This window comes from Saccharothrix tamanrassetensis (assembly GCF_014203665.1).
Lineage (GTDB): Bacteria > Actinomycetota > Actinomycetes > Mycobacteriales > Pseudonocardiaceae > Actinosynnema > Actinosynnema tamanrassetense.
The window spans coordinates 116,505-130,666 of record NZ_JACHJN010000009.1 but is presented as its reverse complement, the minus strand read 5'-3'; the positions used below and the strand labels follow the sequence as shown (position 1 = coordinate 130,666).

Here is a 14,162-nt window from a genome sequence, read left to right as displayed (position 1 = left end):
CTGAACGCCGATCAATCGCCAGGGCTGAACGGGTGGCGCGGCCTCCCCGCCGGGTTACCGACCGGAGCCGGTGGCGCGACCGCCCGCCCGGCGGGGCGCGACGCCCCGTGGCGAAGAACACACCGCTGTCGACCATGACGGCGACCGGTCCCGGGACGTCCTCGGCCCGACGAGGCCCGCGCGGGGCCGACCGCCACGCGGGCTAGCTCCACGGCTGGGGCGGGTCGCGGCGCGTGCCGTCCGCCAGCCGGGCCTTCTCCTCGGCCGTGCCGAACCGCTGCACGTCCCGGTCGCGCATGAACCCCAGCGGGTCGGGGGCGTGGAACCGGAGCAGGATCCGGCTCACGTCGTCCGGGCGCTGCCGGCTGGTCAGCTTGCTGATCGCCACCATGGTCAGGAACGCCACCGGCACGGTGATCAGGGCGGGCATCGAGAACACCGAAGGCGCCCAGTCCCCGGTGTAGGAGCTGACCACGGTCACCACCTGGGATCCGATGACCAGGCCGCCGCCCACCACCAGCCCGGCGATGGCGCCCATCCACGTCAGGCCGCGCCACCAGATCCCGAGCACCAGCAGCGGGCAGAACGTGGACGCGGCCAGCGCGAACGACATCGCCACCGTGAGCGAGGCGTCCGAGCGGGGCAGCACCAGCGCCAGGCCGATCGCCACCGCGCCGGTCAGCACCGTCGCCCACCGGAAGTCCCGCACCTTCCCCGGCAGGATGTCCGTCGACACCACCCCGGCGACGCTCACCACCAACCCCGAGGACGTGGACAGGAACGCCGCGAACGCGCCCGCCGCCACGATCGCGCCCAGCACCTGCCCCAGCACGTTGGGCTGCATCGTGCTCGGCAGCAGCAGCACCGCCGCGTCCGTCTGGCCCGTCACCAGCAGGTGCGGCAGGTACTGCCGGGAGATGACGCCCAGCACCGTCGGGAAGATGTAGAACAGGCCCAGCAGGTACAGCACGTGCAGCGCCGTGCGGCGGGCCGCCTTCCCGTCCGGGTTCGTGTAGAACCGCACCAGCACGTGCGGCAGGCCCATGGTGCCCAGGAACGTGGCGAAGATCAGCGAGTACGTCTCGAACAGCCCGCCCAGGCCACCGGTCTGCGGCTTGAGCCAGTGCGCGTTGTCGGTCGGCGCGTCCTCCACCACCGGCACCGGCGAACCCTTCTCGAACCACAGCTCGGTGCCCTTGCCGACGGTGTACGTGCCGGTGCCCCAGTACACCTCGCCGTTCGCGTGCCCCCCGTTGACCTGGCCGACCGCCTTCAGCTCCATCGGCACCTCGACCCGCACCCGGACCTGCTCGGTGGTGGTCACCGACACCTCCTTGTGGAACCGCAGCACGCCGGCGTCGTCCACCTCCTGCGCCCCGTTGCCCGGCCCCGCCAGGAACACCGCGAACAGCACGAACGTCGGCGCGGCGATCGCGAACAGCTTGCCCCAGTACTGGAACGCCTGGACCAGCGTGATCGCCCGCATCCCGCCGCCCAGCACGTTCACCACGACGATCACCGTCACCACCACGCCACCCAGCCACGCGGGCAGCCCGGTGATCGTGTTCAGCGTCAGGCCGGCCGACTGCAGCTGCGGCACCAGGTACAGCACGCCGATGCAGATCACGAAGAACGTGCAGAACCGGCGCAGGTTCGTCGACCCCAGCCGGGCCTCGGCGAAGTCCGGCAGCGTGTACGCCCCGGACCGGCGCAGCGGCGCGGCCACGAACAGCATCAGCGCCAGGTAGCCGGCGGTGAAGCCGATCGGGTACCAGAGCGCGTCGATGCCGTCCTTGAGCACCAGGCCCGCGACACCGAGGAACGACGCGGCGGACAGGTACTCGCCGGAGATGGCCGCCGCGTTGCGGGTCGCCGGGATCGCCCGACGTGCCACCAGGAAGTCCGGCGTGGTGTTGGCCCGCCGGGAACCCACGTAGCCCAGCAGGAACGTGATCGCCGCGACGACCACGACCAACCCCAGGCTCCACAGGTTCTGGATCACCGGTCCACCGAGCTCACGAAGTCGTGCTCGTGGGATTCCGCGAGTCTTCGGTACGCGTAGCCCGCGCCGTAGCAGAGCGGGAACGGCAGGACGCCCAGCAGCAGCCACGGCAGCCGCACCCCGGCCAGCTCGACGTCACCCAGCGCGGGCACCAGGTAGAACACCAGCGGCAGCAGGGCGAGCAGCGTCAACGTGCCGCCGCCCAACAGGAACGCCGCCCTCAGCTGCTGCCTGATCAGGTCGCGGATCAGCTTCTCGCCGACGCTGGTCTGCTCCTCCAGCTCGATGATCGTGCGCAACACCCGGCCCCGGCCGCGCGGGTCGGCCAGCACCACCCGGCGCCGGCGGTTCTTCCGCGCCGCGACCGACAGCCAGGCATCCCGCTCCCCTGGCTGCGGCTGGTCGGGCTGCCCCGGCGGGCCGGAGTGCTTGCTCATCCCCAGCTGCTCTTGGGCGGCCGGACGATCCGCTCCTTCAGCTCGCGGGTGTGCCGCCGGCTCACCGGCAGCTCCTTGGCGCCCTCGCCCGAGCCGATCACCACCGCGTAGCCGTTCGACGTCATCCGCAGCTCGGTCACCAGCGGCAGCGCCACCAGGAACGAGCGGTGGATGCGCACGAACCCGGCGTTCTCCCAGCGCTCTTCGAGCTGGGCGAGCGGGATGCGCACCAGGTGGCTCTGGCCGTCGTTGGTGTGCAGGCGCGCGTAGTCGCCCTGCGCCTCGACGTACCGGACGCTGGCCCGGGGCACGAGCTTGATGGTGCCACCCAGCTCCACCGGGATGACCTCGTCGTCGGTGGGTTCCTGCGGAGCCGGCTCCGGCGTGACCGCGGGCGTCACCGCGACCCGTTCGACGACCCGCGAGATCGCCTTGTTGATGCGGTCCTCGTTGATCGGCTTGGTCACGAAGTCCAGCGCACCCACTTCGAACGCCACCACCGCCTCGGAGTGCTCGACACCGGTCACGAAGACCAGGGCGGGCGGCGCGCGGAACGCGCCGAGCACGCGGGCCAGGTCCGTGCCGGACAAGCCGGGCATGTTGATGTCGGCGAACACCGCGTCGACCGGCGGCAGCCCGGCGCGGGTGCGGTCCATCACCTCGGGGTCGTAGTCACCCCGGAGGATGCGCAGGGCCTCGGCCGCGTCGAAGGCGGTGAGCACACGCCGAATGTGCGGGCTGCTCTCGAGCAGGTACTTGATCTCGCTCAAACCGGGTGCCTCGTCGTCCACCGCCAGAACGAGGAGGCCGGTGTTGTCCTGGGTACTCACTGTGCCGCGCATCTTGCCCATCCACGCGGGCCCGTGTCTACGTGGACTCCCCGGAGTCGACGCGACCGTGACCTCACGCCCGGGGTCACAAGCCGAATCGCGACCAGCGCGCCCGCTCCTCCAGCGCCGCCAGCGCGGCCGGCAGGAAGTCCCCCGATCGGGTGGTGCTACCGGCCAGCCCGAGCCGCGCCAACAGCGGCCGGCGCGGCTCCGCGATCGCGATGTCCGCGTCCGGGTACCGCTTGGCGACGACCGAGCGGAGCGTGCCCAGCCCGTCCACCAGACCCAGTTCGTGCGCCTTCGCCCCGGTCCAGATCTCGCCGGTGAACAGCGTCTCGTCGTCCCCCTGCAACTTCGGCCCGCGCCGCTGCTTCACCCACGCGGCGAACTGGGCGTGCAGGTCGGTGTGCAGGCCCTTCAGCCACTCGACGTCCTCGGGCTTCTCCGGCCGGAACGGGTCGAGCCGCACCTTGTGCTCGCCGGCGGTGTAGACGCGGCGCTCGACACCGTGGCGCTCCAGCAACCCGTTGAGCCCGAACCCGGCGCTGACCACGCCGATCGAGCCGACCAGGGACGTGCCGTGCGCGTAGATCTCGTCGGCGGCGCAGGCCAGCCAGTAGCCGCCGGACGCGGCCAGGTCTTCGCAGAAGGCGAGGACCGGCACCTTCTTCTTGCCGGCCAACTCCCGGATCCGCTCCGCGACCAGCGCGGACTGCGTCGGCGCGCCACCCGGCGAGTTGATCAGCAGCGCGACCGCGACCAGGCGGTCGTGGTCGAACGCACGGGTCAGGGCGGTCTCGACGGTCTGCATGTTGATCGTGTTGCGAGCCATCGGGGTGGGGGTCGGCGTGATCACGCCGTGCAGCCGGACCGCGGCCACCACCGGTCCACGCTCGGCGCGGTCACTGACGATCCTGGGCAGCCGGGCCGCGATCTTGTCCGAGACGCTCATGCACCGACCTTACGTGTGCTCCGGGGAGGAGGAGGCGGAGCTAACATCGGCCGGTGACGTTCAACCCGATCCGGTGGCTGGAACGCTACGTCGAGTGGTGGGACGACCGAGGCCGGCAGAACGCGGACGGCCCCACCTCCATGCACATCTACTGGATGTGGATCATCTGGTCGGTCTGCGCCGTCATGATCGTCACCGCTCTGGCCGTGGCCGCCGCCTGACTCTCCGGGCCCGACGCCCTCCGCCGCAGACCGGGCGCCTTTTCCCGCAGACCCGGCAGACCCGCTGCCTTCCGCTGCTCGCACGCCATCCGCCGCTCGCACGCCCTCCGGCCGCTTGGTGCCATCCGGGCCGGCCGGTGCCCGACGCCATCCAGGCCTTCCGGTTGCCGGCCGGTGCCTCCCGATCGCCGGCCGGTGCCCGACGCCATTCGGACCTTGCTGGATCGAGGGGGCGCGCCAAAGCCACTTCGCCGGCCGCCGGGTAGTGCCTCGCCGTGGGGGCCGCTTCCTTACGTTTACGGCAACGAAATCCGCGCCGTGAAAGTGCCCGAAATCCTTCGCTCGATCGGGTGATCATCTTGGGCGCTTTCCAAGGGCACTTTCAGGGGTGCGTTCCAGGGGGTGCGTTCCAGGAGGTGCTTCCGGGGGTGCCGGTGAAGACCTCAGGCACGAACCCTCCGCCCAGACCTCAGGCGCGAGCCCTCGGACCCGACCCTCAGGCGCGCACCACCGGCTGCTCCGAAGTCTCCTCCAACCTGGGCGGCAGCAGTGGGAGGTTGGTGCGGACACCCGGCGAGTACTTCGGCACCTTGAGGATGATCTTCATGCCGGCGTCGGGCGCGGTCTCGACCACCAGGGCGTAGTCGTCGCCGAAGACGGCCCTCATGCGGTGGTTGATGTTGCCCAGGCCGACGTGCGCGCCGGTCTGGTGGGCGTCCTTGAGGTCCTCGAACAGCCTGTCCGGGTCCATGCCCAGGCCGTCGTCCTCGACCGAGATCAGCGCCTCGGCCCCGTTGTCCTCCGCGATGATCGTCAGCAGCCCGCCGCCCGGCTTCTTCGCCAGCCCGTGCCGGACGGCGTTCTCCACCAGCGGTTGCAGCACCAGGAACGGCAGGACGACCTGGAGCACCTCGGGCGCGATCTTCAGCCGGACGTTGAGCCTCGGCCCGTACCGCGCCTGTTCGATCGTCAGGTAGCGGTGGATGTTGGTGAGCTCGTCGGCCAACGTGGTGAAGAAGCCGTCGGTCCGGAACGAGTAGCGGGTGAACTCGGCGAACTCCTGCAGCAGCTCCCGCGCGTGCGACGGGTCGGTCCGGATCAGCGACGAGATCGTGTTCAGCGCGTTGTACACGAAGTGCGGCGAGATCTGCGCCCGCAGCGCCCGGACCTCCGCTTGCGCCAACGCCTGCCGGGACTTCTGCAACACCTCCAGCTCCAACTGCGTCGAGACGAACCGCGCGGTCTCCTCGGCCATCCGGATCTGCCGCTTGTTCGCCACGCCGCTCACCACGATGAGCGTCCCGGCGACCTCGGACTCCACGATGAGCGGCACGATGACCGCCGAGTGCAGCGAGCAAGGTCCGGGTAGCTCGCAGTCAAGCTTCCGATGTTCGACGTGCTCCTTGTGGCACTCGCCGATCGCCCTTTCTATGTAGGGGCGCAGGAATTCGTAGTGGTCGTTGGCCCCGCCGTCCCACGACAGCAGGGTGCCGTCGTGGTCGGTGATGCCGACCGCGACGCACCGCAGCATCTCGCGCAGGTGCGGGGTGGCTTTGTCCGCCGCGTCTTGGGTGAGCCCTTCCCGCAGGTCAGCAGACGCTTTGGACATCCTGTGCAGCATGTCCATCACCGCGTCTTCGACCGACGTGCTCACCCGGCGGGCGCGGCACAGCATCACGAAGAGGCCCAGTACGGCCAAGGTCGCGATGACACCGAGCACCGCGCGCTGGCTCAGGAGGTCACGCACGGCGTCCATGCTGTGCCGTCCGGTGCTCTCTCGGCAAGGGGTGGTCTACCGGAACAGGTAGACATCCGATGAATTCGAGCCGCATCAAGCGGTGCGCGCTGTCAGCGAGAAGCTGTTCGCCACCGACCTGTTCGCACTCAACGTCACCAATGTGTGCGCACACTTCCCCCATCGGGTGACTTTCCACCCGATGTGTCACTCTCCGCGCAGGTGAGCTACTTGAGCAGCCGGGACATCCGCCGGTCGGCCAGCGGTTTGCCGCCGGTCTGGCAGGTCGGGCAGTACTGGAACGCCTTGTCCGCGAACGACACCTCGCGCACGGTGTCGCCGCACACCGGGCACGGCAGGCCGGTGCGGGCGTGCACGCGCAGCCCGGACCGCTTCTCGCCCTTGAGCCGCGCCGCCGACTGGCCCACCGACCGCGCCACCGCGTCGGTCAGCACGCCGACCAGCGCCTCGTGCAGCCGGTCCAGGGCCTCGTCGGTCAGCTTCCCGGCCGTCGCGTAGGGCGACAGCCTGGCGGTGTGCATGATCTCGTCGGAGTACGCGTTGCCGACGCCCGCCATCAGCGTCTGGTCGGTCAACGCGGTCTTCAGCCGTTCGGTCCGCCCCGCGAACAGCTCACCCAGCCGCGCCCGGGACACGCTCAGCGCGTCCGGTCCGAGCCGGGCGATCCCCGGCACGGTCTGCGGGTCGGGGGTGATCCACGCCGCGAGCCCCTTCTTGGTGCCCGCCTCGGTCAGGTCGAACCCCGGTCCCTGCCCCGGCGGTCCGAGGTGGACGCGCAGCGCCAGCGGCCCCTTGCCGGGCTTCAGCGGCGCCGCCGACAGCGTGTCCGACCAGCGCAGCCAACCGGCGCGCGCGAGGTGCACGACCAGGTGCAGCCCGTCGCAGTCCAGATCCAGGTGCTTGCCGAACCGGCCCGCGGCCGTCACCGGACGGCCTTGCAGGTCGGTCCACGGCGGCGTGAACGTCTTCAGGACCTGCAACGACGCCACGTCGACGCGGTGCACGGCACGGCCGACGGCGTGCTCGCGCAGGTGGTCGGCCAGCGCCTCGACCTCGGGTAGTTCCGGCACCCGGACAGTGTCACCCGGAAACCCCGATCAGTCGACCTCGACCGCCCTCGGCCGGCCCTCAGTCCACCGGCTGCAACGGCCCGTCCAGGTCCGGCAGCGAGTACATCTCGATCTTGCGCGCCACGTTGGCCACCTCGTTGCGCACGGTCAGGACCCCGCGCACCGAGCCGACCCAGCGCTCCGGCGGCAGTTCGTCGGTCTTCTTGGACTCGGCCGCCACCAGCCACGGCCGGCGCACCGCCCAGCGGGCCGGGAAGAACAGGAACACCAGGACGAGCGCGAAGATCAGCCAGCCGGGCACCACGACTTCCTCGGGTGTCCAGGCCACCAGGATCACCGACATGACGACGACGATCGCGAGCATCAGCACGCCCGGACCGTGTCCGCCGCTCACATCGTGTTCGAAGTCGGCATCGGCGGACGGGTTGCGCCACTCGATCTGGCTGCGCACCGTCCACATCCGGCCGTCCGCACCGCGCACCAGCCGCGTCATCACCGTCTCCTCAAGACGTCGTGTGATCACTTCCGCGACCACAACGCTACCGGCAAATCCCTGCGACCAGGGGGTGAACCCGGCGGTAGCGGGCCGTGATCAGACCGCTTCCATGGCGGCGGCGGTCGGGTGCAGCGTCACGGTGGTGGGCGTGACGACCGGCGTCGTCGTGGTGCTGATCAGCACGGTCCGCGGCGGCTCGGTGACGGTCGTGGCCGTCGTGGTGGTCGTGGTGGTGATCGTCGTGGTGGTGGTCGAGGGCTCGCCCGTCGGCTCTTCGAGCATCCGGAACTCGCTGGTGCGGGTCGTTTCCACGGGCGGCGGCGCGGCCTGCACCGGCACCTGGGACGGCGTCACGACGACCGTCCGGCCGGGCTGCGTGACCACCGGGGTCACCGGCTTGGGGTGGTGGACCTGCTGCACGGGCGGCGCGGCCGGCGACGTCTCGCTGGTCGCCGTGCCGGTGACGGTCACGCCCGTGGAGCACAGCGCCAGCACGTTGTCGCCGTTCGACCCGTTCGGACCGGGCTGGATCAGCCCCGGACCCGGTCCCCCGGTGAACGCGCCCGCCAACACCCCGAACAGGCCCACGGCGGCAGCCGAAGCGGAGGCCGCCAGCACCAGCTTCACCCGCCCGGTCAGCCACGCGGCCTTGCCGAGCACAGCCGGACCCAGCAGCGCGGTCGCGGCCACCGGCACCGCGACGCTCGCCGCGTGGGCCCGCAGCGTCGAGCACACCTCGGTCAGCTCCGCGTGCAGGGAGTTGCAGGACGAGCAGGTCTGCAGGTGCTTGCGGATCCGCCGCTGCTCCGCGCCCTGCACGCCGCCCGCCGTGTAGGTGCCCAGCTTGGCCACCACGGAACTGCACGCGCGCGGCCCGGCGTCCTCCGACAGGTGCGCCTGGAGGTAGGCGGCACGCAGGCCTTCGCGGGCCCGCCGGGCCAGCGCGGCCATCGCGTTCGGGCTCAGGCCGAAGCTCGGTGCCACGGCGGCGGGTCGCTCACCCTCCACCTCCACCTGCCACAGCACGGTCCGCCAGCGCTCCGGGAGGCTGGTGAACGCCCGCGAGATCAGCGCCTGCTCGGGGCGCGAGGCGGTGACGTCGGGGAACGGCTCGACCCGGCGCGAGAGCTCCTCGTCCTCCACCGGCACGTCCCGCCGCCGCCCGCTCCACTCCCACGCCACCCGGCGCGCGACGGTCAGCAGGTAGGTGCGGACGTGGTCGGTGGGCCCGGTGCCCCGGCGGATCGCCTGGAGCACGCGGAAGAACGCCTCGGCGGTCAGGTCGTCGGCCTCGGCGTGTTCACGGACGTGCCGGAGGGCGAACCGGCGCACCGCGTCCGCGTGCCGGGAGAACAGCTCACCGAACGCCGAGTCGTCACCGGACCTGACCCTGGCGAGCAGTTCCCGGTCGAAATCGGCATCTCCGGCCATCCCGCCCGGCACCTCCCGCCCCGCTCGTGTTCCGAGGTCAAGATGCCACAGCTGGATCGAACCGCCCCGAAGTGATAGCGACCCGAGACCGAAGAACCTACGTTCGACGTGGGCTGTTCGGCTCAGCGGACCACGCTGGGTATCGCAAGGCGCACCGCTAGCAGCCGGTGACGGACCGGTCACGGGTAGGCGTCAGGTGATGGGCGGCCCCGTCACACTGGTCCGTTCGACCGGTAGTGTCCTGCCGCGTGGGCGATTGGCGCACAAGGGCTTCCGCCCTTCTTCCCGAACTGAGCGCGGTCGTCGAGCGCGAATCCTGGTCGTGCCACGTGTTCCTGTCGGAGCTGTGGCAGCTGGCCGCGGAGGCGCACCGGGCCGGCGACGACGACGTGCTGCGCCGGGTCTACGGCTTCGCGCACTGGTGCTTCCGGCAGCCCGAGCAGTTCCTGTCCAACGCGTCCGTGGTCAGCTTCTACGAGCACGTGTTCGACGAGTGGGAGCTGCGCGACGAGGTGGCGCCCTGGCTGCCGCCGGAGGTGGTGGCGAAGGTGCGGCCGCTGTGGGAGTGGCGCTGGCCGGCCGAGCGGTTGTCCGAGGTCGACCGGTTGTTGGCGACAGCACCACCCCCCGATCGGAATGCGGTTTGAGCCGTCCGCTATAGTTGTCGGTGTCAGGCGGATGTAGCGCAGTTGGTAGCGCATCACCTTGCCAAGGTGAGGGTCGCGAGTTCGAGTCTCGTCATCCGCTCGGTGAGAAGGCCTCGGTTCACGCCGGGGCCTTTTCGCATGTCAGGGATCCCACGTCGACATGGAGACTTCGCACATGGCCACCACGCGCAAGGCGACCACGCACTGGGAAGGCAACCTGCTCCAGGGCAGCGGAACCGTGACGCTGGAGTCGTCCGGCATCGGTTCCTACGCGGTGTCCTGGCCGTCCCGCGCCGAAGAGGCGAACGGCAAGACCAGCCCCGAGGAGCTCATCGCGGCGGCGCACTCGTCGTGCTACTCGATGGCGCTGTCGCACGGCCTGGCGCAGGCGGGCACCCCGCCGACGCGGGTCGACACCTCGGCCGAGGTCACCTTCCAGCCGGGTACCGGTATCACCGGCATCCACCTGACCGTGCGGGCGGCGGTGCCCGGCCTGGACGCCGCGGCGTTCGCCGAGGCCGCCGAGAACGCGAAGCAGAACTGCCCGGTCAGCCAGGCGTTGGCCGGCACCACGATCACGCTCACGGCGGAACTCGCGGAGTGAGCGGGAGCGCTTGACGCGGTACCGGCTCGCTGCCGCGGGTGACGAGCCGGTACCGACTCGCCAGAACGATTTGACCCGGTCGAGCGGGGGCCGGTAGTCAGTGCCAATGCTCACCGCAGGGGGCGGCGCGGCGCGACTCGCCGTGGGTGCCCTGATCGGCGCCGCCATCGCCGCGCTGTTCCTCCACGGGACGTTGGTCGAAGCGCCCCAAGCGATCCAGCCGGCGGGCGGCGCGGACGTGGTCGTCGTGACCGGCAGCTCCCAGCCCGGCCGCGCCACCACGACGACCGCGACGACCGCGGCCGGTTCGCCTTCCTCCCGCTCCGGCACCACGTCGGGCACGACGACGTCGACCACGACCACCACGGCGTCCGACGTGACGAGCACCACCACCACGGTGACGACCACCACCACGGCCCGGCCGACGACCACCACTACCAGGCCGACCACCACCACGACGACCCGCAGGACGACGACCACCACGACGACGAGGTCGTGCGGTCTCATCTTTTGCTGATTCCCCGCCTGGAATCACCGTGCGTGGTTTGGCAAGATCGCCGCGTGACGTTCAGCCAGGAGCCTGACCAGCCCCCGCAGAGCAAGTTCCAGCCGAGCAACGACGCAGCCACCCTCCGCATCAAGCCCGTACCGGCCACCGTGATCGCCTCCGCGAGCGCGAAACCGACCGCCCTGTCCGGCTTCCTGACGACCGCCGCCATGCCGGTCCTCACCGCGACCGCGCCGGCCGCGGTATCCGCGACCGCGACCGCGACGAAGCCGGGCACGATGTCCGGCGTCCTCGCCACCGCACCCGCCGCCAGGACCGCCGCTTCGGTGACCACCGAACGCGCTCCCGCGAAGCGCACCGAGGTGCGGAACACCGCAGCATCAGGCGCCACGACGGTGGCACCCGGCCAGCCGAAGCCCACCCAGGGCAATCTCACCCAGGGCAAGCCGACCCAGGCCAAGACCGCCCAAGGCAGTCTCACCCAGGCCAAGCCGACCCAGACCAAGCCGACCGCACCGCCCACGGCGGCGCCCGAGGTCCCGAAGCAATCCACCGCCACGTCCAACGGATCCACCGCCGCAGCCGTCGCACGCGCCGACGTCGCTGCTGCTGCTGCTCCGACGATCACCTTCGCCCCGGCGACGACCACCGCACCGGCCCCCGCGCTCGCACCGAAGGCGCCGGACACCGCGGCCACACCCACCGACGCCGCATCGCCCGCACCCGCTGTGTCGACGGCTATCGCTGTGTCGACGGCCGCCACACCTGCCGCCTCCGCACCCGCACCCGCACCTGCCGCCTCCGCAATTGCCTCCGCAACTGCGTCCAAGCCGGCCATGTCCGGGCCTGCCGCATCAGCACCACCCATCCCCGCGCCGGTCGCCACCCCCATCGACATGTTCGCCCCGACCGTCGAACCCGAACCGGTCACCGAAGCCCCATCGGCAGCACCCACGCCGACGACCGCGATCACCCCGGCAGCACCGACGATCGCCCCGGCACCAGCGGCCGAACCCGTCACCCCGGCCCCGCCGGCCGAGCCCACCGCAGCCGCACCGGCGAAACCGGAACCCGCGCAGCCCACGTCCCGCAGCAAGCTGCGCCGCATCGCACGACGGATCGTCGGACCGACGCTCCTCACCAAGAGGAACTGAAGGGTGGCCCCACGCCGGGGGCCACCCTGCTCGTCTCCAGGACCGTCGGGATTCCACACCGGGCAGGTCCGTGGGAGTCCTTCGAACGCAACGTGAGCGGTCAGGGTTTGATGGTGAACAGGACCGCGTCGGTGGTTTCCGTGCGGGTGATGGGGTAGCCGGCGGTGGGGCGGCTCAGGATGTCGGCCCACGGGGTGTCCACGACGGTCGACTTCATCACCACGACGGCGCGGATGCCGTGCTTGTCGAGCACGTCGATGGTGTGGGTGTTCGGGAAGTTCCTGGTCACCTCGTGCAGCTCCACGTACGGCAGCGGGTAGTTGCCGGAGTTGCCGTTCGCCATCGTCGGCCAGCCCTCGGTGGACCACAGCAGGTAGCGGACCTCGCTGGAGTTGTCCATCGGCACGATCACCATCGGCTCGCGGACCTGCTCGAACACCGTCTTCAGCCCCGACGGGATGCCCGGCACGTGCGGGTACTGCCGCACCGGCAAACCTTCGAGCAGCGCGAACACCGCGGGCACGACCAGGGCCAGCGCGACCAGCCTGCGGTTCCGCACCCGTTCCGCGAGCAGTTGCCCCAGCCTGGTCACCGCGCCGACCGCGAGCAGGGACAGCAGCAGCACCACCCACATGACGAGGCGGCCGGGGGTGCGCATCGAGTTCCAGCCGGGCAGGAACTCCCACAGCAGGCGGTAGACCGCGCCGTCGAAGAAGCCCGAGCCGAGCGCGAGCACGGCCACCACGACCGCCGCCACGGCCAGCCACGTCCGCAGCCGCTTCGACCACACGCTGACGAACAGCCCGACGACCGCCGGCACGACCAGCGCCAAGCCGGGGAACAGCATCTTCTCCCACGGCGCGGGCAGCGGCAGGTTCGCGGCGCTGTCGAAGACGGAACCGCGCCACAGCCACGACATGTCCGACACGGTGAGAAGCCCTGCGGGCGGCGCGGACAGCTCGGCGATCTCCTTCCACGCCCTGGTGAAACCGTAGCGCTCGACCACCTGGAGATAAGGAATCGCCATCATCAGCGTCACGGCGACGAACACCGCCCCGCCGACACCGTTCGCGACGAGGACCCGGTCGCCGAATTCCGCCCGGCGGCGCAGCACGACCACCAGGGTCACCACGCCGACGCCGGCCATCAGGTAGAAGAACGGGATGCCGGTCGCGAACCCGATGGTGATCTGCCACGCGGCGAGCAGCCAGCCCGCCACCACCCAGCCGGGCCGCGCCAGTCCGGGGCGTGCACCGGACCGGAACGAGTACCCGTGCCCGCGCGCCAACGCGTACAGCGCCAGCGCGATGCCGCCGGAAGACAGGATGTTGAGGTGGCTGCTGTGCAGCAGCCGCCACGGCGCCCACGCGAACACCGCGCCGGCCAGCAGCGCTGCCTGCCAGTTGCCGCCCAGCTGCCGGGCGAGGAAGTACCCGCCGATGAACGCCAGCGCGAACGCGATGATGTAGGCGACGTTGTACCGCATCACCGCCGCGTACTGGCCGTCACCGAAGACCGCCAGCGGGAAGTAGCCGAGCAGCGAATCGGAGAACGCGAAGTTGTCCTCCGACGGGAAGAACATGTTCGTCGTCCACAGGTCGCCGCCCTCGGTGAGGAAACGGCGGTGCCAGGCGAGTTCCCAGGCTTGCAGCAGCGGGTCGCCGAGGTCGCCCGCCACCACCGACTTGGGATTGCGGACCACCGGCCAGTTGAACGCCGCGGAGAGCGCGAACCCGAGGAGGACGACCAGCGTGCCCTCCCGCCCGAACCACCGCGCGAGGAAGCCGGGACCACGCCGTGCGGACACGGCCGATCCCTCGTCGACGGATTCGGTGACCAACATTCCCCCCGGGCGGATGGCGCCGATCGACCGACGCTGCGGTGCGGCACGATACCCGGTCCCGACCAGCGGTAATGCGCCGACCGGGGACGCTGCGGGAGCACCACGCGGACCGGTCGGGCCGGTGACGGCGGGGTGGACACCGCTCATCGACGGCAACGACCGCATCACAAGTGCCGGATGCCGGGAGGCCGCTCGGGCCCATAGGACACAA

Annotated in this window: 14 protein-coding genes and 1 tRNA gene; 5 read left to right on the top strand and 10 right to left on the bottom strand. The window is 70.9% G+C overall.

Annotation, left to right across the window (positions count from 1 at the left end; all coding sequences use genetic code 11):
- Positions 1 to 202 precede the first annotated feature (202 nt).
- The 4 genes from FHS29_RS26560 to FHS29_RS26545 all read right to left on the bottom strand — a co-directional run bounded on the left by FHS29_RS26560 (position 203) and on the right by FHS29_RS26545 (position 4,221).
- On the bottom strand, positions 203 to 2,002 hold the full coding sequence (locus FHS29_RS26560; RefSeq protein WP_184695075.1) for a sodium/solute symporter: 1,800 nt from the start codon (positions 2,000 to 2,002) through the stop codon (positions 203 to 205).
- Positions 1,999 to 2,439: a hypothetical protein gene (locus FHS29_RS26555; RefSeq protein WP_184695073.1), complete on the bottom strand. Its 441-nt coding sequence runs from the start codon at positions 2,437 to 2,439 to the stop codon at positions 1,999 to 2,001. The genes FHS29_RS26560 and FHS29_RS26555 overlap by 4 nt, the downstream gene beginning before the upstream one ends.
- On the bottom strand, positions 2,436 to 3,290 hold the full coding sequence (locus tag FHS29_RS26550; protein WP_184695071.1) for a LytR/AlgR family response regulator transcription factor: 855 nt from the start codon (positions 3,288 to 3,290) through the stop codon (positions 2,436 to 2,438). The genes FHS29_RS26555 and FHS29_RS26550 overlap by 4 nt, the downstream gene beginning before the upstream one ends.
- Before the next feature lie 64 nt (positions 3,291 to 3,354).
- Positions 3,355 to 4,221, bottom strand: a complete 867-nt coding sequence (locus FHS29_RS26545) for a S49 family peptidase (protein WP_184695069.1) — start codon at positions 4,219 to 4,221, stop codon at positions 3,355 to 3,357.
- A 53-nt stretch (positions 4,222 to 4,274) separates the two neighbouring features.
- Between FHS29_RS26545 and FHS29_RS26540 the strand changes: the two genes are divergently transcribed.
- Positions 4,275 to 4,442 carry a hypothetical protein gene (locus FHS29_RS26540; RefSeq protein ID WP_184695066.1) on the top strand — a complete coding sequence of 56 codons (168 nt, stop codon included), beginning with the start codon at positions 4,275 to 4,277 and terminating at the stop codon, positions 4,440 to 4,442.
- A gap of 496 nt (positions 4,443 to 4,938) precedes the next feature.
- Here the strand turns inward: FHS29_RS26540 and FHS29_RS26535 are convergent, their stop codons facing one another.
- From FHS29_RS26535 to FHS29_RS26520, 4 genes are all read right to left on the bottom strand, one after another.
- A complete protein-coding gene (locus FHS29_RS26535) occupies positions 4,939 to 6,198 on the bottom strand; it encodes a sensor histidine kinase (protein WP_184695064.1) in 1,260 nt (419 codons plus the stop codon).
- 206 nt (positions 6,199 to 6,404) lie between these two features.
- Entirely contained in the window at positions 6,405 to 7,268 is an 864-nt protein-coding gene (locus FHS29_RS26530) for an Fpg/Nei family DNA glycosylase (RefSeq protein ID WP_184695062.1), read from the bottom strand.
- A 58-nt stretch (positions 7,269 to 7,326) separates the two neighbouring features.
- Positions 7,327 to 7,761, bottom strand: coding sequence for a DUF983 domain-containing protein (locus FHS29_RS26525; RefSeq protein WP_184695060.1), 435 nt, complete (start codon positions 7,759 to 7,761; stop codon positions 7,327 to 7,329).
- Positions 7,762 to 7,860: 99 nt separating this feature from the next.
- The gene (locus FHS29_RS26520) at positions 7,861 to 9,195 is read right to left on the bottom strand and encodes a sigma-70 family RNA polymerase sigma factor (RefSeq protein WP_184695058.1); all 1,335 of its coding nucleotides are present in this window, start codon (positions 9,193 to 9,195) and stop codon (positions 7,861 to 7,863) included.
- A 248-nt stretch (positions 9,196 to 9,443) separates the two neighbouring features.
- On the opposite strand from FHS29_RS26520, the gene FHS29_RS26515 reads away from it, so the two are divergent.
- From FHS29_RS26515 to FHS29_RS26500, 4 genes are all read left to right on the top strand, one after another.
- A complete protein-coding gene (locus tag FHS29_RS26515) occupies positions 9,444 to 9,842 on the top strand; it encodes a DUF7674 family protein (protein ID WP_184695056.1) in 399 nt (132 codons plus the stop codon).
- A gap of 27 nt (positions 9,843 to 9,869) precedes the next feature.
- Positions 9,870 to 9,942: transfer RNA gene (locus FHS29_RS26510), tRNA-Gly, on the top strand.
- Positions 9,943 to 10,017: 75 nt separating this feature from the next.
- Positions 10,018 to 10,446 (top strand): OsmC family protein, encoded by a 429-nt coding sequence (locus FHS29_RS26505; protein ID WP_184695506.1) that lies wholly within the window; start codon positions 10,018 to 10,020, stop codon positions 10,444 to 10,446.
- Between the two features lie 106 nt (positions 10,447 to 10,552).
- On the top strand, positions 10,553 to 10,963 hold the full coding sequence (locus FHS29_RS26500; protein ID WP_184695054.1) for a hypothetical protein: 411 nt from the start codon (positions 10,553 to 10,555) through the stop codon (positions 10,961 to 10,963).
- Here the strand turns inward: FHS29_RS26500 and FHS29_RS26495 are convergent.
- Positions 10,950 to 12,062 carry a hypothetical protein gene (locus tag FHS29_RS26495; protein WP_184695052.1) on the bottom strand — a complete coding sequence of 371 codons (1,113 nt, stop codon included), beginning with the start codon at positions 12,060 to 12,062 and terminating at the stop codon, positions 10,950 to 10,952. The genes FHS29_RS26500 and FHS29_RS26495 overlap by 14 nt on opposite strands.
- A gap of 146 nt (positions 12,063 to 12,208) precedes the next feature.
- Positions 12,209 to 13,915, bottom strand: a complete 1,707-nt coding sequence (locus FHS29_RS26490; protein WP_184695050.1) for a hypothetical protein — start codon at positions 13,913 to 13,915, stop codon at positions 12,209 to 12,211.
- Positions 13,916 to 14,162: the final 247 nt, after the last annotated feature.

What these genes read in the sequence shown, in the direction of transcription:
- FHS29_RS26555 (WP_184695073.1), bottom strand. Translation starts at nt 2,439, where the DNA reads ATGAGCAAGCACTCCGGCCCGCCGGGGCAGCCCGACCAGCCGCAGCCA.
- FHS29_RS26550 (WP_184695071.1), bottom strand. Translation starts at nt 3,290, where the DNA reads ATGGGCAAGATGCGCGGCACAGTGAGTACCCAGGACAACACCGGCCTC.
- FHS29_RS26545 (WP_184695069.1), bottom strand. Translation starts at nt 4,221, where the DNA reads ATGAGCGTCTCGGACAAGATCGCGGCCCGGCTGCCCAGGATCGTCAGT.
- FHS29_RS26535 (WP_184695064.1), bottom strand. Translation starts at nt 6,198, where the DNA reads ATGGACGCCGTGCGTGACCTCCTGAGCCAGCGCGCGGTGCTCGGTGTC.
- FHS29_RS26525 (WP_184695060.1), bottom strand. Translation starts at nt 7,761, where the DNA reads ATGACGCGGCTGGTGCGCGGTGCGGACGGCCGGATGTGGACGGTGCGC.
- FHS29_RS26520 (WP_184695058.1), bottom strand. Translation starts at nt 9,195, where the DNA reads ATGGCCGGAGATGCCGATTTCGACCGGGAACTGCTCGCCAGGGTCAGG.
- FHS29_RS26505 (WP_184695506.1), top strand. Translation starts at nt 10,018, where the DNA reads ATGGCCACCACGCGCAAGGCGACCACGCACTGGGAAGGCAACCTGCTC.
- FHS29_RS26500 (WP_184695054.1), top strand. Translation starts at nt 10,553, where the DNA reads ATGCTCACCGCAGGGGGCGGCGCGGCGCGACTCGCCGTGGGTGCCCTG.
- FHS29_RS26495 (WP_184695052.1), bottom strand. Translation starts at nt 12,062, where the DNA reads ATGCGGCGCAGCTTGCTGCGGGACGTGGGCTGCGCGGGTTCCGGTTTC.